We start from the raw sequence: 21172 nt of genomic DNA on the forward strand, positions 1-21172 counted from the left end.
GCTCTGTTTTTTATTATGAATAAACAGACATTATGACATATTCTTCTGGATTACAAAATCCTGTAATTATTTTACCTTGTGCGATTGTCCAAGCATGTCCAGTTATATTGCCGGCTTCATCTCTTTTAAATCCTACAAATATTTGATACGCAATTTTATAATATGTACATATCAATTTAGCCTGATAAGCTTGATGACGGCAAACATTTTCATAAGGCACATATTTACTTATCATCCTGATTGAAGAGCAAATATCATCAATAATTAAATTGTCATTTATTCTAGCTTTTCCCTCAATTCCTTTTATTTGAAATAAAGCATATTTTTTAAAAAATTTCATCAATAGATAGGTATATATTGAAACAAAAAAAGTCATAATTAGTAACTTTTTTTGTCTAGTACTTAAACCAAAAATGATATTTATTTTACCAATTACACTATTCATAAATTTATAAAATTTATATCATTTGGTAATGATACTACTTAAGCATTGATTCGTTTTTAAACTTAAATGGTTTAATGTAATTTTATAAAATGTATTAAATCATTTAATCTAATGGAAAAAATAAATGAACTTTTATCATCCATCTGTACGACATGCGGCCTTTGCTGTGATGGAACGTTGTTTGATAAAGCCATAATAAAGGATAGTAATGATAATGAACTAGCTAAAAGCTTTGGGTTGCATACAGTTAGTGATAATAATGGTCAAGCATATTTTCAATTACCATGTCATCATTTCAGTGGAAGCTGCACAGTGTATGACTAAAATAGGCCTAATACATGTCATGTATTTTTTTGTGAACCGCTAAGAAAAATGAAAAAAGGTGAAATAAGCCCTATAAAAGCGGAAGAAACGGTTCATAAAGCATTAAAATTCCGGCAAGAAGCACTAAAATTAGCGGCTGAAACTGAAGAATTTAAAAACAGATCTACAGCTCAACTATTTAAGGAGATTAATCCCGAGCCTTCTGAGGCTATAAAAAAATATGGCAACTTATTAATAAACATGATCGCCGTTAAAACAATTTTGACCGGACAAATTAAGTAATAAATTATTTGAATTAGGGATATTATAGACAATTTCAATAAAATCATCTATAATATTCCTGCGTTTATCTACATTTCTTACATAAAAAATGTAGAAGAGAGATTACGAACTGTACATTATTCCATCATGCCCTGGATCAGTCTTAATACCCAAAAGGCTGATCTCAGTCATTTTAGGCGTTACCCATTCTTTTCTCTGGGTACCTTCCACCGGTTGAAGGGCTTTTTCTACCACCTTGTTATTGGATTGTTTGTCCATTGTTAAAAAATTAAATTGTTAAAAAAAATAATTAAACTTAAAGATCATTAGTCTCCAAAAAATACCCAAGCATTAAGGTCTTCAAAAGTGTCTGTAATTGGAGTAGGTTAGTAGTTTTCTGTTTTTGAAAGGATTGCCAATCATCTCGTAATCTTTTTGTGTGAATAATTTCTTGAAAAGTTGAGTTCCTACAAACAATAGCTAGCAAGTTAGTAATATTATTCTGCTCAGCCAAAGCGCGATAAACAATATCAGAACTTTGCAGCCCTTTTTTCTTCTCAAATAAAACTTTGTCAGGCAAACGATGTTCCATCATTTTTCTTATGACTTGTTTGTTATTTCCCTTTTCATCAAAAAATATACAATTTGGTATTGAAAGGCAAAATTCTACTACACGCTTGTCAGCTGTTGGGTCTCGTAATTCAATCCCGTAAAAATGTTTTGTATTCGCACCAAACATACATCTCGGATTCTGACCAGCCATCAGGCTATCCAACATTCCTGTTTTTGCATTGGGATAGAAAGAATAATTGCTTTTTCTATTATAGTTTTGATTATTCTCTAAGATATTCCATTTAGTTAAAATAGGTTTTTGCACATACAATACATTCCGAATATAGTTTTCCATGCCATGCCCAATATATTCGTCTACAAAGGATCGGAGGTATCGGAAGACAAATTGTTTTGAAATTACTGATTTAATTAGTTTTTTAGGATTTTTCAAAAAACTTGGATGATTAAACGGTAAGAGGTAATGTACACCGGGATAAGATATAGTTGCATTCCCATTGTCACCTGTAAGAAGTGTACTAAAGCCATTACGTTTAGTTGTTTCATAAATATCAACTAGCCAATAAGCATTACATGCACCATGTATTATTGAATCGTTTATATCTACCATTTTACAAATCCCTTTTATAGGCGAAATGTACTTAGAGGTAAGTCTATGCGAGTTAATATTACCTGATGCAAGTGCAATGGCTTCTACAAAAGGTCCTTCATCTAAAATAGAATTCGATTCTTCTTGATTTAATTCTTTCTTAAAAAGTGGTACGTGGCTAAGCGTCGCTAATGGTTGATTTGATTTTGCTAGTAACTCTGCTGCCAGAAACGATACTGTGCTGGAATCTAAACCACCACTTAGCATGGATGCAACCGATTTATAGCTTCTTAATCTTGCACTTATAGATTTAGTTAGAATTTCTCTTAATTCATCAATATAATCATTCAAATTTTTACGATAAATCAACTCAATATGTTCAGGGAACCAATAGCGATTTATAGTTAAACTAGCTTTTTTTAACTTAAGCGTGTAGGCAGGAGGCAATATATATATACCTTTATAGATCGTTTCATTATCTTGCTCATTTTTTCTAGCAATTACTAAATCTGAAATAATATAGGACTCATTGGCTTTTTTCGCTACGTTCTCAAGAGCAAGAAGGGATTTTATAGAAGTAGAAAAAGAGAATTGTTTCCCATCGAAATGATAGAAAACAGTGCTATACCCATGGTGGTCACGGGCAATAAATAACTCTTTTGTAGTAGCATGGAAACAAGCAAACGACCAATCACCTAGCAGCTTTGTAGGTGCATTTTCGCCCCATCTCTGGTAAGATTTTAACATCAACTGCCCATCTGATAGCTGATCGTTCAAGCTTAATTCTAAAGCAGACGCTAATTCGGTCCTATTATCAATTCGGCCTTCAGATACAAATAAAAGCTGTTGATCCTCAATATAAAGGGGCATTTGCTCATATAATGCCTCAGGGGTATTATAAGTAAGAGCATGACCAAATGCGGCAGCATCTTTAAACATAGATGCTTTTTTTTCATGCGGGAAATGCTCAATGCCTTTATACATGTTATCCAACAATTGACCATCTCTTAATTCATTGACTAACGATGTATTGTCGGTATATAGGAAACCAAAAAGTAAGCTCATTTGCGAATAGTAATTTTTGGCCTCTTAATTGATTAACCATTAACTTTTATGTATGCTTTTTCCTCTAAGACTTTAAGTGCTTCATTCGTTTCTCGCAAACACTCATCTTGGGTTATATTATATTCTTGACAGAGGGCGGCTACAATTTCTCGACTACTTTTCCCTTGGTCTATACCCTTTAAAATCTTAAAAAAGGTTTCATTAAGAGTAACATATTCATTTTTCATGGTATCATAAACGACACCTTCTTCAACTAATTGCGTGAAAAGTATTCTCTCTGAGTTAATCGTGTAAATCATAACTAATATTAAATAATTCAACAGAAATCAATAAGATTCACTCACTTTGCAAATATCATGGGTGAGCTTGTCTGGCTCTCCAATAATATTCTGTATAATATTATCAGCAAAAGTGCCAAAGCTTAGTACATTCTTTGGGCGAGTAGCTTTCCAAGCAGGTAATAGCTTAGTAATTTCTGTTAGCTGTATAAATTGTAGAGCATATTTCCGCATTCCATAAAGCCATTCACTTCTATAAATATTATTACTTAGTAATACCATTTGTTCTGAAGGTTTTAATTTCTCGATTTCAATTTCCTCTCCTATTGTTTCTAAAAATACGATCCCTATTACTTTTACTTTTTCATTACGAAATTTTTCATGAAAAGAAAAAGCATATTTGTCAATATTTGTTAGAATAGATTGTTTCTCAGCCTCCTGAAATAAGGTTTGCTGATCAATTGTACTCTGCCATAATCGCATCATTGGATATGAAGCCTGAGCGAAGCAAATCCCGTTTTCAACTGTTAATAGTGCTGTATCATCTGTAAATGGAGCGTAGCCTTTTTGTTGAAGCATTAACGCAGTGGTTGATTTCCCCACCTGTGATGGGCCTGCAAACAAAAGGACGCTATCCGATTTAACAAAAATCCCTGACACATGAAAAGGTAATTGGTTACGCTGAAATAACGCAATTGATAGACAATTGGCGTAAAAATAGAGTAATATCTCATTCCAATTATTGCATAGTGGTTCTATAATTATATACTCACCTTGTGTTATATAATAGCGAGCCACCTTTGGAATCTCATGCCTAAATTCGTTGTCATTATATTTACTAAACAATTCATTTTTGAAGGCATTATTTTTTAAATTATCCGGAATAATTCCTTGCTCTACCAAGATTTCCTTGGCTAATGTGCTTCCATTGTATAGTGAAAGAGCAGGCAATTCAATTGCCGATCTTATCGGAATTCCATATGCCTCATACGAGTAGTTTTTTATACTTGATGTTACTATCAATTTTATTTATTTTAAAAAATTTTTTATTGATTATGAACGCAATACTCCCTTTTATATTGAAGTTGCCTTTTGCATATTACTAGCATTGAATGTCTATTCTTGGCTAATTATCTTTAAGACTGTTCAACTGAAAAAGGTAACCATTATACCCAAACATTATTACATGTTTTCTAAAAATAGGTTTTTAATATTTGTAACCCAATTACATTTATTAAAAATAATTACTATAGATATTTTTTGATAGATAATAAATTAAAATATATTCGTGCTTATTATGTCCATTTCTTTACTTTAAGTATTATCATTTCTCATACAGTAATTAATCTTAACCCTTCTTGCTATTCACAGCTATAAAAAATAACAAAAAAAAGTGTAAATACCTTTAGAGTATGTTTTGGAATTTTATTTGGTAAATCTGTTGCTGAACATAGAATGGAACCACTTCTTAACATGGCCTCCGAACTTTCGATGGTTTTCTCCACATCCCGAAACATAAGTCGTCTAAAATTGAGCCATCCAGAGCTGCGTTCGATGGGTCAGCAATTCCTCTCAATCACGAAGCTCTGACTGCTTTTAGATTTTTGTGCATTTCAACTCGCCATCCCTACTGCTGTTCAATATGCTTAATGAAACTAACCTTATAGTCATGATCCGCAGCAATAATTTCTAGCCGAGTTAACTTTCCTTCAGACGCCCAACCATCACTTGTCCGCTTAGTTATCCGACATATTGGCATCAGTAACGTTTAGTGTCTGAGGTAAGCCTAGGCGAACCACGGCGATATTGCGCTTGCGCCCATTGATTTTCTTGTTAGCATCCATGCCTGTTTCTTATGTAATGAACTGTATAATCTTCACACTCTGATTATAAATGGCTAGCGAACTTGGCATTGGCTCTCGCTGTTAGCGTGGACAACCGGGGCAGCGGTGGGTATGGACGTGACTTCGAGAAAATCGTTTGTGAGAAGCTAGGAAAATATGAGAGCCTCGATTTTGCGGAAGCAGCCGCTTACTTAGCCAAGCAACCCTGGGTGGATGCCAACCGAATGGCAATCCGGGGGCATAGTTACGGCGGCTATATGAGTAGCTATACCATGCTCACCCATCCGGGTGTGTTCAAAGTGTCGATTGTAGGAGCCCCTGTTACCGATTGGCGACTTTACGACTCTATTTATACCGAACGCTATATGGGGTTGTTGCCCGAGAATGAAGAGAACTATAAAGCCAGTGCCGTATCACCTTTTGCTAAAAATCTGGCGGGTAAAATGTTCATTGCCCACGCCACCATGGACGAGAATGTACACGTTCGGAATACGTTTCAGCTCATGAATGCGCTGGAAGACGCGGGTAAAGATGCTGACCTCCGGATTTATCCACCCGGTGCTCATGGCGTGGCCTACAGTGCAGGAACGCAGCTTCTATTGTATCAGCAATACACAAATTATTTAGAAACCTATTTGAAAAGTAGTCCATTGAATTAATAACGAAAAGCCTGACCAGAATGTCAGGCTTTTTCATACTTAAGCATTTTTTCAGGTACAGAATCGTCTGCCAGTTCTTACCGGTAAAAAATATTTTCGGTAAAATTAACTAGGTAGTTGAGTGCTTTTCCAAGCGAGCCAGCTTAACTTATAATTTACTGAAAATCAATATTTTAAGGATACATGTCGCTAACGTTCTCGTGCTCCAGAATTAAAACATCTGGTTATCGTAGAACTATTGCGTTAAACAAACCTAAAAGTGGCAGGTTTGTAATGGCAGTAACTACCTACAAATACGTAGGTATATTATTCACTAAACGATCAATTGTTATGAAAAAGTTAATCATCGCTGCGTCAGTTTGCAGCCTGCTTTCGATCGCTCAACTTGGATTTGCACAGGCCGTTCAGGAAGGAAAAGCAGCCAAAAAAGAAATGAAGGCAGAGAAAAAAGTGGCTAAAGCCATTGAGTATAAACACGAAGCCTCTACACATAAAGGATTAGAAGTTAAAGGTATTTCTGACCCAAAAACGAGAATGGCAAAAGCCGATCGGAAAATGGAGAAAGCCGAAAAGAAAGAAATGAAGGGAGAAGCTAAAGAATTAAAAGCAGTTGCTAAAGCTAAAACCAAGAAGGCTGCTGGCGTTGATTAATTATAAATGTAGAGGGATAAAAAACGTGGTCCGACTCGTAAGTCGGACCACGTTTTTTATCCCTCTACAACCCAATCATTAGGTTCGCAATGCTCGCCGAATTACATCCTCGACGCTTAGCGATGGATCAGCTTTCAGGGCGTCATCCACGCTTTTCTCAGCGGTTGGTTTAGGGAAACCTAACGCAACCAGTGCAGCCAGTGACTCTTCGCGAACAGGATCGACAGCCGACTGGCGGTAGGTAGGCCCATTGGGCACAATACCCGATTTTTTCATTTTATCGCGTAATTCGAGAATGATGCGTTGGGCTGTTTTGGCACCAATGCCTTTAATAGCCTGCACCGCCCGAACATTTTCACCTAATATGGCAAGCCGTAAGTCGCCGGGTTGCATAGCCGAGAGCATTCCCAGAGCCGTGTTGGGCCCAACTCCCGAAACACCAATCAAGTCCAGGAACAACGACTTTTCATCGGCAATGGCAAAGCCGTACAGAGCCTGTAAGTCCTCGCGAAACAAGTGGTGAATAAACAACTTAACTCGGTCGCCACCGCCGGGTAAAACGGCATACGTTTGAAGGGAAATATGGATCATATAGCCTACCCCGTGTACGTCGATGATGGCATGTGTAGGGTCTTTATGGGCCAGCGTTCCGTCTAAATAAGCGATCATTCGTAGTTTGGAAAGGCTTGTTTTTAAGCGTGTTATGTACAGATAAAGATACGAAAAACCCACGACTTTTTTGACAAAATCGTGGGTGTATATTGGCTATCCCAGGCTTCAGATTTAGCCAACAATCAGCTTCTGGCCGGGCCGGAGCGCGTTACTCTTTATATGGTTCATTTTCTTGAGCTGATCGATAGTCAGATCATAGCGCTGAACGATGTTCCAGAGCGTGTCGCCACTCTGTACCCGATGGTAACGGGGTTTGTAGTGCTTCGCTTTAGCAATAACGTCTGCTTTCTTACGTCCTTTGGCCGTTCCCTGATCGGCCAGGCGTTCAGCTCGGGTTTCAGCAACTTCTTTCAATATAGTTAACTTCTGGCCTCGCTGGATTTTGGTTGACCGCAGGTGGTTCCAGCGTTTCAGGTCATAAAGTTCAACATGATACCGGTCGGCAATTTCACCCAGATTATCGCCTTTTTTCACTACATACGTTTGTTTACGGGGTTTCCGCATAACAACCGTTTCAATATCATCTTCGGATTCATCAGCCGATTCGGCAACGGCAAGTTGAGCAGCCGGAGAAGGGGGAGCTTCTAGGCTTATATTGGCCAACGGGTTCTGACTTAGTGCTCCCCATGTCCCCATTGAGTCAGATCCATACCGAATATCCTCAGCACTGGCCAGCAACATATGCTCCATCCGGCCCGGTATCCGACTAGCCGAATCCAGAATAGCCTGGCGACGAGAAGCGAAATAGGCATATTGCTCGCGCGGCACACGTAGCGGATAGCGGTTAGTACCTTCCGGCAGCATAGTCGTCGTGATAGCTGGATTCATTTTCTGCAAATCGGCCAGTGCCATTGTACTATGCCTGGCAAAGGTTTCGAGGTTAAAATAACCGCTTACCTGAATTGTGTCATGCGGAATTGGATACTCATAATTTTCGGCCACGATACCATGATCATTGGCATGATTCATCAAATAGGTGAACGCTACAAATTGAGGTACATACCCTCTGGTTTCTTTGGGCAGTGCATCATAAATCGTATAAAACGTATCGCCCCCCGACCGACGCATAGCCCGCTTTACTGCACCTGGTCCACAGTTGTAGGCTGCCATCGCCATTTCCCAATCACCGAAGATGTTATACAAATCCCGGAGGTATTTGCAGGCGGCTTCAGTAGCCTTTACGGGGTCCATCCGCTCATCAACATAGTCATCCTGCGATAAACGTAAATCACGACCTGTTCCAGGCATTATCTGCCACAATCCACCCGCACCAGCACGCGAAATAGCCCGTGGATTTAAAGCCGATTCAACAATAGAAAGGTATTTCAGTTCATCAGGCAGGCCATACTGCTTTAACATCCGCTCGTACAATGGGAAGAAAAGCGGTATCCGCTCCAGCATTGTACGGGTATAGCTTGCCCGGCGGAAGGTGAAGTAATCGACATAAGCCTGAACAGCCTTATGATAATTGAGGGGAATGTCTTTCTGCAACTTCGCCAGCCGCTCACGAAGCAGGCTGTCAGGCACAGTGGGCACAACCGCTATCGTATCTTTCTTTACGATTGTACTATCTAATTGAATCGTAGTCTCGGCGTGAGTCACTGTTGCCAGTCCCACTACCGCACTCAACAGCCCCAATCTCAGCAGGCTACGGTTCAGGTAGTTCATATAGGTTTCGTTACGTATTTACTGGATAATGGTCAATGTATAATGGGTAATGTATAATGATTTAGATTTTAACTTCTACTGAACAGCATTCTACGTTATTCATTCTACATTATTCATTAACAAACTTTTTGCCAATGCCACTAATGATCCCTCGGCATATGGAGGAGCCATTAGTTGTATACCGATTGGCAGTCCATCAGGATCAGTGCCATTAGGTATTGATATTGCCGGGTACCCTACCACATTGGCCTGTACCGTGAAAATATCGGCGAGGTACATTTGTAAAGGGTCGTCCCCGGAATGCCGGCCAGTTTTTTCGCCCAACTTAAACGCTGGTGTAGGGGTTGTGGGCGAAAGCAAAAAATCATAATTCTCAAACAGACGCTCGGTTTCCTGTCGGATCAATCGCCGAACCTGTTGCGCTTTGGTATAGTAGGCATCGTAATAGCTGGCACTCAGCGCAAACGTGCCGAGTAAAATCCGCCGACGCACTTCGGCACCAAACCCTTCTGTACGGCTTTTTTTGTACAACGTCAAAAGGTCCGGCGTGGATACGTCCATTGCCGATTTATTAGTTGTTGCACTTCTATATCCATAACGCACACCATCGAAACGCGAGAGATTTGAGGAGGCTTCGGCAGTGGTCAGAATGTAATAGGTTGGTAACAGATACGTTAAAAGAGAAATATCAACAGGTTCTACCGTGTGCCCTGCGGCCTTCAATTCGTTGATTTTACGTTGGGTAGCCTCCCGAACGCTCTCATCGACCCCCGCACTCTCGACACCATCACGCAGATAGGCAATGCGTAAAGGCCGGTCAGGAAGGGTTGCCTGGGTGTAAGCTGAAACGGGCTGACTTGAAACTGTACTATCAAATTCATCAGGGCCTGCCATTATTTCCAGCAAAAGAGCGGCATCCTCAGCGTTATTGGCAATAGGTCCAATGCAGTCGAAGGAAGATGCATAGGCAATTAATCCCCAGCGGCTAATGCGGCCGTATGTGGGTTTCAGACCAACTACGCCACAAAAGGCAGCCGGTTGCCGAACGGAACCACCCGTATCAGAACCAATACTGGCTAAACAAAGGCCAGCCTGAACCGCTACCGCCGAGCCACCACTTGAACCACCCGGTACCCGACTGGTATCGGCCGCATTCCGAACAGGACCAAAGGCTGAATTCTCATTCGATGATCCCATGGCAAATTCGTCGCAGTTTTGACGGCCAATGATGATAACGTCTTCATCCAGCAACCGTTGGATAGCTGTAGCCGTAAATTGAGCTGTAAAGTTTTCTAGAATTCGGCTTCCGGCCCGAACGCCGTGCCCGGTATAATTGAGCACATCTTTAATACCGATAACCATGCCGGCCAGACGGCCTGCCTTACCAGAGGCCAATTTTTGGTCAACTATATCGGCTTGTTGCCGGGCTTCATCGGCGTAAACTTCGGTAAATACATTGAGGTATTGGTGTTGATCAATACGAACGAGGTATTGGTCTACCAATTGTCGGCAGGTAGTGGAGCCACGTTTAAGATCGGCCTGAACAGAGGAAAAGCTACGGTAGAGAGTCACAAAGAACAGATTATGGTTTACGGTATTCGGTTTACGGTGGGCTGGCGCATGAATAGCTGACGCGCCAGCCCACCGTAAACCGAATACCATAAACTATCAACTAATAAAAACAGACAATCAGACGGTTCCCGATTGGCACCGCCTGATTGTCTGCTGCTATACAACATAGCTTACCTTATTTCTCCGACTCTTTCAGACCTTCTTCGATATTCTCGCGAACGTCTTTGGTAGCGTCTTTGAATTCTTTGATGCCTTTACCGAGACCCCGTGCGAGTTCGGGAATTTTTTTAGCGCCGAACAACAGGAGCAACGCCAGGAAGATAAATATCATTTCCTGACCGCCCAAACCCATAATTGCGAAAATGCTTGAAATCATGATTCCTGGAATTTGAATGTATGCAAAATTAACAAAACTCTCTCGTACAATCTATTAAAACGTAGTGAAACTTACGCACTACTAGTGAATATAGTTTTCCATATAAGGGATTTAGTTTATCGTTCTAACTATAAACTAAGCACCCTGCACCGAAAACGTTAACATCACCCTATTTTAATAGTCTCAACCGGGCGGGATGATTCCTGCCGTGGATTGGTCGCCGTATATTCCCACTCCCGAAATTTCTCAATGTCATCCTTAATACCGTTGAATAGCCAGAACATGAGTGCTATATCATCCGTTAGACCCACAATCGGCAGAAAATCGGGTAAAATGTCGATAGGTGATACAAAATAAATCAGCACAGCAATTACCCGGAGCAATGTTTTCCAGGGCAACTGGCGATACTCACCCGATGCATAGGCCTTCAACAAGCGAGTAACTACACCCAACTGTTCACGGAAAGCGGCAAAGTTTGCCCCCGACAGGCCACCGCTTTTATCAATGGCTTCCCGGATCAATTCATACAAACTTCGCGAGTTACGAGCGTAGCGCGCGGCACCATCAGTGGCCCGCTTAAAAAAAATGGAGGATAGAATCCTGGATATAAGATTACTGTTTTTCATTGATTTTTTTGTCAATCCGGAGCGGCCAGATTAACAAAGCAAGGGATGGTACGTATCTAATAACTTTCGTTCGTACTATAAACGCAGGAACTGAACCAGAAGTTTTATTCTGACTGCTATTGGTTTGTCTTGAACCAGAGACGTACTTTTGCGGTCGCTTGTTAACCCTTTAATTCCGAATACCGTATGAAAGTTACTGTAGTAGGTGCTGGGGCCGTTGGGGCCACCTGCGCCGACAACATTGTTCGCCGGGAACTTGCCCATGAAGTTGTTCTCCTGGATATCAAAGAAGGTATCAGCGAAGGCAAATCCCTTGATATGCTCCAGGCGTCGACCTTGCTCGACTGTGACATTAAGCTGATAGGTTCTACCAATGATTATGAAAAAACAGCTGGTTCAGATGTGGTTGTCATCACCTCAGGTTTGCCCCGCAAGCCGGGTATGACCCGTGAAGACCTTATTGGAATCAACGCGGGTATCGTAAAAGGTGTGACCGAAAATATTCTGAAACACTCGCCCGACGCGATTTTCATTATTATCTCGAACCCAATGGATACCATGACCTACCTCGCGTTGAAGTCATCGGGTCTGCCAAAAAATCGGGTTATTGGTTTAGGAGGTGCCCTGGATTCAGCTCGTTTCAAAACCTATTTATCGTTAGCCCTGAACTGCTCGCCTAACGATTTGCAGGCTTCGGTTATTGGTGGTCATGGCGACACGACCATGATCCCATTGACGCGCTTAGCTACCAAAGCTGGCGTTCCTGTAAGCAACTTCCTGGATGAAGACACCCTGAAAAAAGTAGCTGCCGACACCATGGTAGGTGGTGCTACGTTGACGGGTCTAATTGGTACATCGGCCTGGTATGCACCAGGTGCAGCGGGTGCTTACATGGTCGAGAGCATTCTACGTGACCAGAAGCGCATAATCCCCTCCTGCGTACTGCTGGAAGGCGAGTATGGTCAGTCGGATATTTGCCTGGGCGTACCCGTTGTTCTGGGTAAAAATGGTTGGGAAGAAATCATCGATTACAAACTCACCGACGAAGAGCAGGCTGCTTTCAACAAATCGGCTGATGCTGTTCGGAATATGAACGGTGTGCTCAGTACGCTCAATATTGGCGTTTAGTCTTGTGAGATAATTTTCAAGCCTGCTCATTCTTGGATGAGCAGGCTTTTTGTTTGCCCTATATTTAACACTTCTAGCTGTGGTGTCGGTTTCTTAAAACCTTCTGTTCACACCAATAGGTTTTGAGAAACCTCGCCGTGTCAGATGCTAACATCTGACACCACTCATGAAACAGTTTTCATAAAAAGCCTTCTACGCGATTAGAACCAGGTCCGAAAACTAATTCTTTAATCAGGTTATGATTAAAACTCGTCTTTAGTTACGCCTAACCTTTTGACAAGCATCGGCAAACTTAGTCCCTGCCCTACCAGCGTAATCAATACGGTTACGACAGCGATGAAAATGATCGTGTCTCGCTGCGGAAATGCCTGACCATCGGCCAGGGTAACGGGTAGCGCAATAGCCGTAGCCAGCGAAACAATACCCCGCATCCCGGACCAGCTAATAATCAGGCAGTTTTTCCAGTCCAGTTGGGCATCTTCGAACCGGCTATCCTGGGTTTTCCGAAAGGCGCGGTCAATATTGATTTTTTGCAGAAATACGCGGGCCATTCGGATCGCTAAGGCGACCAGGCAAACCAGGAAGCTATAGCCAATCAGGGGTAAAATTTCCTGGCGATCAATATTGTCAAGTACATACGGAAACTCAAGACCGATGAGCACAAAGACCAAGCCGTTCAGAATGAATACAATGATTTCCCAGATGGCTTTGGATTGGGCTTTTGTTCCATCAGGAAATAGCTTTTTGGCAAACTGAGAGATAATCAGCCCGAGCGTCACCACAGCAATAACCCCTGATACGTGAAGCTCTTCGGCTACTGAGTAGGCAATAAACGGCATTAACAGTGTGAAGCTGATGGCCACTAATTTATTGCCCGAAAGCTGCTTGAGAATAAACCGTAGCCCATTTCCCAACACCCAACCCACGGCAAAACCTCCCCCAATCAACAAAAGAAACTGTAAACCTGCTTTCCAGAATACAAATGAACTCCCCGCTACGGCAGCCACCGCTAGCCGGTAAGCAATCAGGCCAGATGCATCGTTAATGAGGCTCTCTCCTTCTAAAATCGTCAGGGTCTTGTGTGATAAACCCAATCCTTTGGTAATACTCATGGCGGCTACGGCATCAGTAGCCGACAAAATGGCTCCCAGCACAAAGGCAAGCGGCCAGGTCATACCCGGAATAATAAAATAGGCTGTAATGGCAATGCCGCTTGCGGTTAGAAACACCAGCGCGAATGCCAGCGAGGAAATCGTATTTATGTTCTTTTTGAATTCAGTCCAGGAAATATTGAAAGCCGCGTCGTACAGCATCGGTGGCAAGAAAAGCAGAAAGACAACGTCCGGATCAATCTCAATTTTTGGCATTCCCGGAATAAATCCAACAGCAATGCCGGCCGTAACCATCAGGATTGGATAGGGTAATTTAATCTTATCGGCCACTGCCGACAGGCCGATCATGACCGCCAACAGAAATAAAATGATACTGTAATTCTCCATAAGGATACGGTTTCTATAAACATAACGAGTTCACCCTTAGGGATAACTCAATGGGTTTTTTATTGATAAACAGCCCAAACAACCGATTTTCCGATTTGATCAATCCAACCTGAAATAATACCGTTTCATAACAACTCGTTGAATGAATACCCAAATCTAATCGTAACTATGCATTGGTTTTAACATTCATTTAGCCATGAAATACCTATTTACTACCGTACTGGTTATTACCTCCCTACTTACAAGCGTCGCTCAAACACGCGAGATTTACACAAATCCTAATTTTAAATCGCTGGCAAAAGACCACAAGATACTGGCGATTTTACCTTTCAGAACAACCTTGCAACTTCGCCCCAAAGAGGTGGAAAAAAACGGGGGGCCAGCGGGTGTAGCCGCGCTGGAAAAACGCGAAGGACTCGGTGTACAAAGTGCGGTTCACTCCTATTTTCTAAAGCGTAAAGAAAGCAACGACATCGCTGTCGATTTTCAGGACCCCGCCCGGACGAATGCCCTTTTGGAACGGAATGCCGTAACTTACGAAACGTTATCAGGCTTTACCTCAGAAGAGTTGGCAAAAATTCTGAATGTGGATGGTATTGTATCGGGCACATTTGAAAGTACACAACCTATGTCGAACGGAGCAGCCGTTGCGATGGCTTTAACCGTTGGATTTGGCGGACCAACAAACACCGGTAAAACAACCATCAGCATCAACGATGGCAAAACGGGCGACTTACTCTGGAAATATGACAAAACGCTTTCACGTGGTTTTGGGAGCAACACAGGCACCATCATTACAACCATTATGCGTAAGGCATCCCGCCAGTTCCCGTATGACAAAGACTTTAAAGAATAAATAGTAGTGTGCCTTCGTAAAAATCCCCACCAAAATCTGGCGGGGATTTTTGTTCAGGTAAACCCCTGGTTTTGTTGTTTCCTCTCGTTGGAATTAGCTAAATAAAAATCTGGTACTGCAAGGTGAACTGGCCCCGACGGCCACCCGCTGAGATTTGCGAAGTACCCGATGAGGGTTCGTAATAAGGTCGGTTCTGGTAATCTAATGTCAATTTACCATTGTGGCCTTTAATCAGATAATTGAGGCCAAGGTTATAGACGCCAAGCGTACTGACTACCCGTTGGTAATTGGCAATCTGGGCTTGTACGTACGGCATGAGTGTACCGTTGCCAGCCCCAAACAGATCCCGTTTCATTAGGTAGCCAAACTGGCCGTATACAACGCTACCCGTACCGAACATTGGGAAAGTATTCCCCTGGGTACCCCCTAATGCACCGGGCCGTTGGGCAGCCACAATGTCGCTGGCTGGGTTCATAGCACCGTTGAAACGCAGGTAGTTTGTGCCATAATCGGTATGGAAATAACCCAGATATGCATTAACTGCTGTTCCTTTCTCTTTATTCAACGGCATATCGAGGAACGAGGCAATCGACCAGAGATTCATCGCCTGATAGACCGTATCGCCGGGGGCTGCTACGTGTACCATCGCATTTTTCTGGGTAATAAATCCAGCTTCAAGATTAACGATTTTCTTCGCACCAAGGTAAGTACCCGTATTATAACCGGGTGTCTGATGCGATTCCTTATCGAAGAATTGCCACATGAATAAGCCCTGAAATTGCTTCTCGTGGCCCTTCAACGCAAAAATCGAGTTAGGTCCATAGACTGGTAAGGCCGAGCCGTTGGTTTGAATGGGGAATGGATCACTAAGCGACACACGATAATCGAGGTGACCCACCTGCCCACGGGCATATATACTCAGCTTACGGGAAAATTGGTCGGTTTGGTCAACGGTTGCCTGCGCAAATACGGGTACATCCATACTCATGATTGTTGCCACGCTGGGCGCGCTAAAGCGAGACAATCCATTTACAATGGTCAAACCACCCCCAATATTCAGGTAGTTCTTATGCTTAACTACCAGGTATTCAGCCACCGCATCGTGGAAAAACGCCTGTACTTTCCGTTGAGAGGAAGTTGTTTGGCTGAACCCACCGTTCAGGTAATTAAAATTATTCATCCCGAACTGGAAGTACACAAACAGATGGTCACTGATTTGACCAAATAGCTGTATCCGGGTTCGGCGTAGCCCGATCGATAATGTATTGTCTTTAGGAACACCAATAACCGTTGAGCCAGGGTTGTTCTGATTCCACTGTAGCCAGGCCTGATTTAAAAAAGTAGCTTTAAAAAAGTGCGTTCCTGATTCGTTAAGGTTGTACTTCAATTCATTTTTCTCAGGAGTTGGTTTGGGAGAAACTGAATTATTGACAATGACCATTGCCGAAGGGTTCGTTGTATCGGCGCGAGGAGTAACGGATTGTTGAGCAAATGTTAGTTGACCAGTTATCAACAAGGCACCTACCCAGCCAGTCGTCAGCGTTGTATTCATTTGGCTGCTGTTTTGGTATCGGTGCAAAACTATGACTGTACTACTATCAACATAGACTTTTGATTAAAAAGAGATTAAATTTTAACTATACCAATTTATAATTTAATTTTTCGAACTCGAATAAATTAAAAAAGGCCGCTGGTTCCTAAACCGGCGGCCTTTTTAAGTTGATAGGCCTAACTAGACCTTGGCTGGATTAGCCGGTACAGGCTTGTCTTTCTTGCCGCTCAACCGGGCTGTCAGACGATGAATCCCATTAAAGGCATTCTCAAAGGTTAAATAGACTGTCGGAACCAGAACCAGCGTAAGAAGCAGCGAACTAATCAGACCGCCAATAATTACCCAGGCCAAGCCGTTTTTCGACTCTGAGCCATCGCCTGTGGCCAGGGCCATCGGTAACAGGCCAATTGCCATCGCAATGGTTGTCATCAGAATAGGACGAATCCGTTCGCGACCCGCTTCGACAAGTGCATCAACCGTGCTTTTTCCTTCTTCCTTTTGTGCATTGGCAAAGTCAACCAGCAGGATAGCGTTTTTAGCTACCAGACCAATCAGCATGATCATCCCCAGCATTACGAAGAAGGAGATCGCCTGTTCGGCTAAGGCCAGTGCGAGAAATGCACCGATAATCGCCATTGGGATGGAGAACAGGACCACAAACGGCCGGAAATACGAGTTGTACAGCGCTACCATCAGCAGATACACAAAGGTGATGGCCAAGCCCAAGGCAATGCCCAGGCTACTAAACGCATCTGACTGTCGTTCCAGATCACCTTTCAACTTATAGGTTACGCCACCCGGCAACTGCTTCGTTTTTAAAATATTGTCGATCTCCGTACCAACCGTACCCGTTGGGCGGCCCACAACGTTGGCATTGACAAACAAGGAGCCAACCCGGTTATAACGCGTCAACTGTGTGGCACCCGTACCCAGTTCTAAATTGGCAATTTGCCGAACTTCGATCAGTTTTCCTTTTCCATCGGGTACTGTCAGGTTACCCACGTCGTCTTTACTCTGACGGTTAAACTTGTTGAGTTCAACCCGGATGTCATAATCACGACTACCGACCCGGTATTTACTATCCGTATTGCCCGAGAAGGCTGTCTGCAAAGTAGCGCCTATATTAGCCACGGATACCCCGTATTGCGCCATTTGACGACGATCGAGATTTACTTTCAACTCCGGTTTAGGATCATCCACGCCCAACTCTACGTCGGTCGTTCCGCTTACCGATTTCACGACCTGCTTCACAATAGTTGCCGCCTGTTGTAGATCCTGCTGCGAATTTCCCAGTAATAGAATTTGAATCGGGGCCGCGTTGGCACCACCTGTAATGGCCAGAGGTGCCGATTTAACGTTCAGGCCGGGCGTTTTAAGTATCTCCGCTTTCGTTTGGGCGGCAAATTTCTCAACCGAAATAGTCCGTTGCTGCTTGGGTACGATAGTTACCGTAATCTCCGCCTTATGATAAGGTGTCGATCCTAATCCGCCACCCGATGCAGCGCTCGAATACCCAACGTTGCTGTTGACTTTCGTAACCAGCTTGTTGCTCATCAGTTGCTTTTCAATCTTCTGGCAAATTCGGTTCGTTTCGGCCAGACTATTAAAGGGCTCACCTTCGATCTGTACGATAAATTCGCCCTGGTCACTCTGCGGGAAAAAGGTCGTTCCAATGAAGCCACCGCCTACCAGACCAAATGAAGCAATCAGTAGGGTAATAGCTGTGATATACACCCAGCGTTTGTGACCCAGACTCCACGTAAGTAACCGGGCGTAGCCATGTTTAAGCGAGTCGAATTGTCCTTCAAACCACGACAGGAATCGTTTGCCAAGACCAGGCCCTTTCAGGTCAGTTTCTTTAGCAAAACGCGACGCCAGCAACGGGGTTATAGTAAAGGATACAATCAGCGACATAAGCGTTGAGAACACCACGACCAGCGAGAACTCCCGAATGATATTCGCAATCAAACCCTGCACAAATACGAGCGGCAAGAACACCACAACGTCCACCATGGTAATAGCCAGCGCAGTGAACCCAATTTCATTCCGCCCATCGAGGGCAGCCGTTCGGCGATCTTTGCCCATTTCGAGGTGGCGGTAAATGTTCTCCAACACCACAATCGAGTCATCGACCAGAATACCAACTACCAATGACAAGGCCATCAGGGTCATTAGGTTGAGCGTAAAGCCCAGCAGATACATTGGTACAAAAACCGAAATAATCGACGCTGGTACCGATACCATCACGATGAAGGCATTCCGGATACTATGCAAAAACAGCAGCATCACGAGTGCCACCAGCACAACCGCAAACTCAAGGTCGAAAATAACACCCTCGGCAGATGCCAGTGTGTAGGTCGATGAATCGCTGGTGATTTCAAATTTTAAGCCGATGTTAGCGTACTGCTTTTCGATGCCCCCCAGAATACCGCGCACTTGCTGGCTAATGGCCACGGCGTTGGCATCGGTCTGTTTCTGGATCGAAATACCAATGGATTCGCGTCCATTGATCCGGTTGATGGTCGTTGCATCCGAAACCCCATCGGTTACAGTGGCTACATCACTCAATACTACGTTCGTTCCGTTTGTCGATGTGACCAGAGCCGCATTCCGGATCTGGTTAATATCGGTGAACTTACCTGCCAATCGGATGGCGTATTGCGCCTGATCGGTTTCAATACGACCCGTTGGGTAATCGAGGTTGGCCGAATTGACGGCCTGTGTTACCTGCGCCAGCGAGAGGTTATACAATTTGAGTTTGTTCGGGTCAACACCAATCTTGATTTCACGCTCGCGACCACCCGTTAGGGTTACCTGCCCTACGCCATCCACTTTCGTCAGTTGCGTACGAATCTGATCATCAACCAGATCGTAGAGTTTAGTGGCTTCGAGATTTCCCCGAACCCCCATCCGAATAACGGGCACATCGTCGGTCGAGAATTTTTGTAGTGTCGGCGATTCGACTTCATCCGGCAGTTGCGAGAGTACAGCATTCACTTTTCGCTGTGCATCCTGCAAGGCCTGATTCGGATCGGCACTGGCGGCTAGTTCAATCTGAATAACAGAAAGCCCCTCCTGACTGGTCGAACTTATGTTTTTCAAATTTTCGAGTGATGACACCGCATCTTCGAGTTTGCGGGTCACGGAGTTTTCGACCTCACCGGCAGCGGCTCCCGGATACGTAGTAATTACCGTGACAACAGCCGCATCGAATTTCGGCAATAGGGTATAGTTCAGGCTTTTATACGAGATAAAGCCCAAAATACCCAGGATTGTAAAAGCCACAACAACCAGCGTTGGGCGTTTAATGGCTATTTCTGTTACTGACATTTTAGTTTGTCGTTTTCAGTCTGAAGTTCGAAGTTCGAAGTTTGAGGTTTTCTGCTTAAACAACTTCAAACTACAAACTTCGAACTTCAGACTAAGTGATTAAGGATTAACCGCTACCGATGTATCTGCTTTACCCTGGGCTCCGCTCTTTTGATTAACAGTCACTTTAGCCCCATTCGTCAGATTTAACTGACCGTTTACAACGATTGGTTCGCCTTGTTTCAAGCCATCAAGTACCTGATATTGATCGCCATTATCGTATCCAAGACGGATTTTACGCAAACGGGCCACGTTATTCTGCACGACGTACACACTTGCACTGTCGGCCCCACCAACCAACGCCCGACGCGGAATAAATAATCCAGCGACGCCCTGTTTAAAGGTAAAGTTCGCGTTGGCTAACGTACCTGCTTTCAACTGATTTTTGCTGTTGTTTGTCAGGTAAATTTCAACCGGGTAGTTATGCAACTCATCGCCTTTAGGACTGATGTAATGCACCGATCCCGAAAACGATACACCCGGAAACGCCTGCGCCGTAACACTGGCTTTATCGCCTAGTTTAAGTTGATAAACAGCTTGTTCTGGCACGTTGACCACCAGTTTCAAATCCTGTAAATTAATAACCGATGCGATTACAGCACCAACAGCTACATATTCGCCGTTCTCTACCTTTTTGTCGTACACATACCCGCTGATGGGGGCAATGACGGCACCATTTCCCAGCACGCGTTGCTGTTGTTTGGTATTCAACAAGGCAGTTGTGTACTGGTCTTTATATTTCTGATACGTCTCCTGCGTTACGGCTCCACCTTGCAGTAATCGTTCGTAACGCTCCATTTCACGTTTGGCGTTGGCAACGGCAGTTTCGTTGTTTTGCACAACTATACCCTGCACCTCATCCTGTATGTAGCCTACCTGCTGGCCTTTTTTAACGAACGTACCTAATACTAATTTGAAATTCTGAAGTTTACCGCGTGTTTCGGCTATGATGTTGGCTTCGTTCTGCGCTTCTACCGTTCCTAATAGCGACAGGTTCTGATCAAGCCGCTCATAGGAAACAGGCTGCACATCCACAACCGGCGTTGTCTGGAACTGTACCGACGACGTTTTGGCGGCATCGATATCCTTTTTGTTGTTTATTAATCGAAAAGCAATCAGCGCGATCAGGGCAGCTACCGCTCCAATTATAAGAATTCGTTTCATGGTA

General features: G+C 43.4%; 17 protein-coding genes and 1 pseudogene. 5 read left to right on the forward strand and 13 right to left on the reverse strand.

The annotated features are described in order from the left end of the window. Positions 1 to 13: 13 nt before the first annotated feature. Positions 14 to 445, reverse strand: coding sequence for a lasso peptide biosynthesis B2 protein (locus EXU85_RS28920; RefSeq protein ID WP_142775418.1), 432 nt, complete (start codon positions 443 to 445; stop codon positions 14 to 16). A gap of 372 nt (positions 446 to 817) precedes the next feature. On the opposite strand from EXU85_RS28920, the gene EXU85_RS28925 reads away from it, so the two are divergent. Next, a complete protein-coding gene (locus tag EXU85_RS28925; RefSeq protein ID WP_142775419.1) occupies positions 818 to 1051 on the forward strand; it encodes a hypothetical protein in 234 nt (77 codons plus the stop codon). Between the two features lie 295 nt (positions 1052 to 1346). On the opposite strand, the gene EXU85_RS28930 is transcribed toward EXU85_RS28925, so the two are convergent. From EXU85_RS28930 to EXU85_RS28940, 3 genes are read right to left on the reverse strand one after another with little or no spacing between them, the layout of a single operon-like run. Then, positions 1347 to 3254: an asparagine synthase-related protein gene (locus EXU85_RS28930; protein WP_142775420.1), complete on the reverse strand. Its 1908-nt coding sequence runs from the start codon at positions 3252 to 3254 to the stop codon at positions 1347 to 1349. A gap of 32 nt (positions 3255 to 3286) precedes the next feature. Then, positions 3287 to 3553, reverse strand: a complete 267-nt coding sequence (locus EXU85_RS28935) for a PqqD family protein (protein ID WP_142775421.1) — start codon at positions 3551 to 3553, stop codon at positions 3287 to 3289. Between the two features lie 27 nt (positions 3554 to 3580). Continuing rightward, positions 3581 to 4483: a hypothetical protein gene (locus EXU85_RS28940; protein WP_168207883.1), complete on the reverse strand. Its 903-nt coding sequence runs from the start codon at positions 4481 to 4483 to the stop codon at positions 3581 to 3583. Positions 4484 to 5450: 967 nt separating this feature from the next. Here EXU85_RS28940 and EXU85_RS28945 point away from each other — a divergent pair. Beyond that, positions 5451 to 6035: pseudogene (locus tag EXU85_RS28945) on the forward strand (S9 family peptidase); the annotation flags it as partial. A gap of 330 nt (positions 6036 to 6365) precedes the next feature. Further along, complete coding sequence (locus tag EXU85_RS28950) at positions 6366 to 6686, forward strand: hypothetical protein (RefSeq protein WP_142775423.1); 321 nt, start codon at positions 6366 to 6368, stop codon at positions 6684 to 6686. 78 nt (positions 6687 to 6764) lie between these two features. Here EXU85_RS28950 and ruvA read toward each other — a convergent pair whose 3' ends face one another. The 5 genes from ruvA to EXU85_RS28975 all read right to left on the reverse strand — a co-directional run bounded on the left by ruvA (position 6765) and on the right by EXU85_RS28975 (position 11600). After that, positions 6765 to 7355, reverse strand: a complete 591-nt coding sequence (gene ruvA, locus EXU85_RS28955) for a Holliday junction branch migration protein RuvA (RefSeq protein ID WP_142775424.1) — start codon at positions 7353 to 7355, stop codon at positions 6765 to 6767. Between the two features lie 114 nt (positions 7356 to 7469). Next, positions 7470 to 9026 carry a lytic transglycosylase domain-containing protein gene (locus tag EXU85_RS28960; protein ID WP_142775425.1) on the reverse strand — a complete coding sequence of 519 codons (1557 nt, stop codon included), beginning with the start codon at positions 9024 to 9026 and terminating at the stop codon, positions 7470 to 7472. Between the two features lie 99 nt (positions 9027 to 9125). Then, the gene (gatA, locus tag EXU85_RS28965) at positions 9126 to 10598 is read right to left on the reverse strand and encodes an Asp-tRNA(Asn)/Glu-tRNA(Gln) amidotransferase subunit GatA (RefSeq protein ID WP_142776873.1); all 1473 of its coding nucleotides are present in this window, start codon (positions 10596 to 10598) and stop codon (positions 9126 to 9128) included. Between the two features lie 175 nt (positions 10599 to 10773). Beyond that, entirely contained in the window at positions 10774 to 10974 is a 201-nt protein-coding gene (locus EXU85_RS28970; protein ID WP_142775426.1) for a twin-arginine translocase TatA/TatE family subunit, read from the reverse strand. A gap of 164 nt (positions 10975 to 11138) precedes the next feature. Beyond that, positions 11139 to 11600, reverse strand: a complete 462-nt coding sequence (locus EXU85_RS28975) for a YkvA family protein (protein WP_142775427.1) — start codon at positions 11598 to 11600, stop codon at positions 11139 to 11141. A 186-nt stretch (positions 11601 to 11786) separates the two neighbouring features. Here EXU85_RS28975 and mdh point away from each other — a divergent pair, with 186 nt between their 5' ends. Further along, a complete protein-coding gene (gene mdh, locus EXU85_RS28980; protein WP_142775428.1) occupies positions 11787 to 12728 on the forward strand; it encodes a malate dehydrogenase in 942 nt (313 codons plus the stop codon). A 242-nt stretch (positions 12729 to 12970) separates the two neighbouring features. On the opposite strand, the gene EXU85_RS28985 is transcribed toward mdh, so the two are convergent. Further along, positions 12971 to 14227, reverse strand: a complete 1257-nt coding sequence (locus tag EXU85_RS28985; RefSeq protein WP_142775429.1) for a Na+/H+ antiporter — start codon at positions 14225 to 14227, stop codon at positions 12971 to 12973. Positions 14228 to 14423: 196 nt separating this feature from the next. On the opposite strand from EXU85_RS28985, the gene EXU85_RS28990 reads away from it, so the two are divergent. Next, positions 14424 to 15083 (forward strand): hypothetical protein, encoded by a 660-nt coding sequence (locus tag EXU85_RS28990; RefSeq protein ID WP_142775430.1) that lies wholly within the window; start codon positions 14424 to 14426, stop codon positions 15081 to 15083. A gap of 97 nt (positions 15084 to 15180) precedes the next feature. Here the strand turns inward: EXU85_RS28990 and EXU85_RS28995 are convergent, their stop codons facing one another. The 3 genes from EXU85_RS28995 to EXU85_RS29005 form a co-directional block, all read right to left on the reverse strand. Continuing rightward, a complete protein-coding gene (locus EXU85_RS28995) occupies positions 15181 to 16635 on the reverse strand; it encodes a hypothetical protein (RefSeq protein WP_142775431.1) in 1455 nt (484 codons plus the stop codon). A gap of 180 nt (positions 16636 to 16815) precedes the next feature. Beyond that, complete coding sequence (locus EXU85_RS29000; protein WP_142775432.1) at positions 16816 to 19965, reverse strand: efflux RND transporter permease subunit; 3150 nt, start codon at positions 19963 to 19965, stop codon at positions 16816 to 16818. Between the two features lie 99 nt (positions 19966 to 20064). Next, complete coding sequence (locus tag EXU85_RS29005; protein ID WP_142775433.1) at positions 20065 to 21168, reverse strand: efflux RND transporter periplasmic adaptor subunit; 1104 nt, start codon at positions 21166 to 21168, stop codon at positions 20065 to 20067. Positions 21169 to 21172 lie beyond the last annotated feature (4 nt).

The organism is Spirosoma sp. KCTC 42546, from assembly GCF_006965485.1.
Lineage (GTDB): Bacteria > Bacteroidota > Bacteroidia > Cytophagales > Spirosomataceae > Spirosoma.

Excerpts from the sequence above, each read along its gene's own strand:
- EXU85_RS28925 (WP_142775419.1), top strand. The coding sequence starts at position 818 with ATGAAAAAAGGTGAAATAAGCCCTATAAAAGCGGAAGAAACGGTTCAT.
- EXU85_RS28990 (WP_142775430.1), top strand. The coding sequence starts at position 14,424 with ATGAAATACCTATTTACTACCGTACTGGTTATTACCTCCCTACTTACA.
- EXU85_RS28975 (WP_142775427.1), bottom strand. The coding sequence starts at position 11,600 with ATGAAAAACAGTAATCTTATATCCAGGATTCTATCCTCCATTTTTTTT.
- EXU85_RS28960 (WP_142775425.1), bottom strand. The coding sequence starts at position 9,026 with ATGAACTACCTGAACCGTAGCCTGCTGAGATTGGGGCTGTTGAGTGCG.
- EXU85_RS28985 (WP_142775429.1), bottom strand. The coding sequence starts at position 14,227 with ATGGAGAATTACAGTATCATTTTATTTCTGTTGGCGGTCATGATCGGC.
- ruvA (WP_142775424.1), bottom strand. The coding sequence starts at position 7,355 with ATGATCGCTTATTTAGACGGAACGCTGGCCCATAAAGACCCTACACAT.
- EXU85_RS29000 (WP_142775432.1), bottom strand. The coding sequence starts at position 19,965 with ATGTCAGTAACAGAAATAGCCATTAAACGCCCAACGCTGGTTGTTGTG.
- EXU85_RS28970 (WP_142775426.1), bottom strand. The coding sequence starts at position 10,974 with ATGATTTCAAGCATTTTCGCAATTATGGGTTTGGGCGGTCAGGAAATG.
- EXU85_RS28930 (WP_142775420.1), bottom strand. The coding sequence starts at position 3,254 with ATGAGCTTACTTTTTGGTTTCCTATATACCGACAATACATCGTTAGTC.
- EXU85_RS28995 (WP_142775431.1), bottom strand. The coding sequence starts at position 16,635 with ATGAATACAACGCTGACGACTGGCTGGGTAGGTGCCTTGTTGATAACT.
- EXU85_RS28920 (WP_142775418.1), bottom strand. The coding sequence starts at position 445 with ATGAATAGTGTAATTGGTAAAATAAATATCATTTTTGGTTTAAGTACT.
- mdh (WP_142775428.1), top strand. The coding sequence starts at position 11,787 with ATGAAAGTTACTGTAGTAGGTGCTGGGGCCGTTGGGGCCACCTGCGCC.
- EXU85_RS28950 (WP_142775423.1), top strand. The coding sequence starts at position 6,366 with ATGAAAAAGTTAATCATCGCTGCGTCAGTTTGCAGCCTGCTTTCGATC.
- EXU85_RS29005 (WP_142775433.1), bottom strand. The coding sequence starts at position 21,168 with ATGAAACGAATTCTTATAATTGGAGCGGTAGCTGCCCTGATCGCGCTG.
- EXU85_RS28935 (WP_142775421.1), bottom strand. The coding sequence starts at position 3,553 with ATGATTTACACGATTAACTCAGAGAGAATACTTTTCACGCAATTAGTT.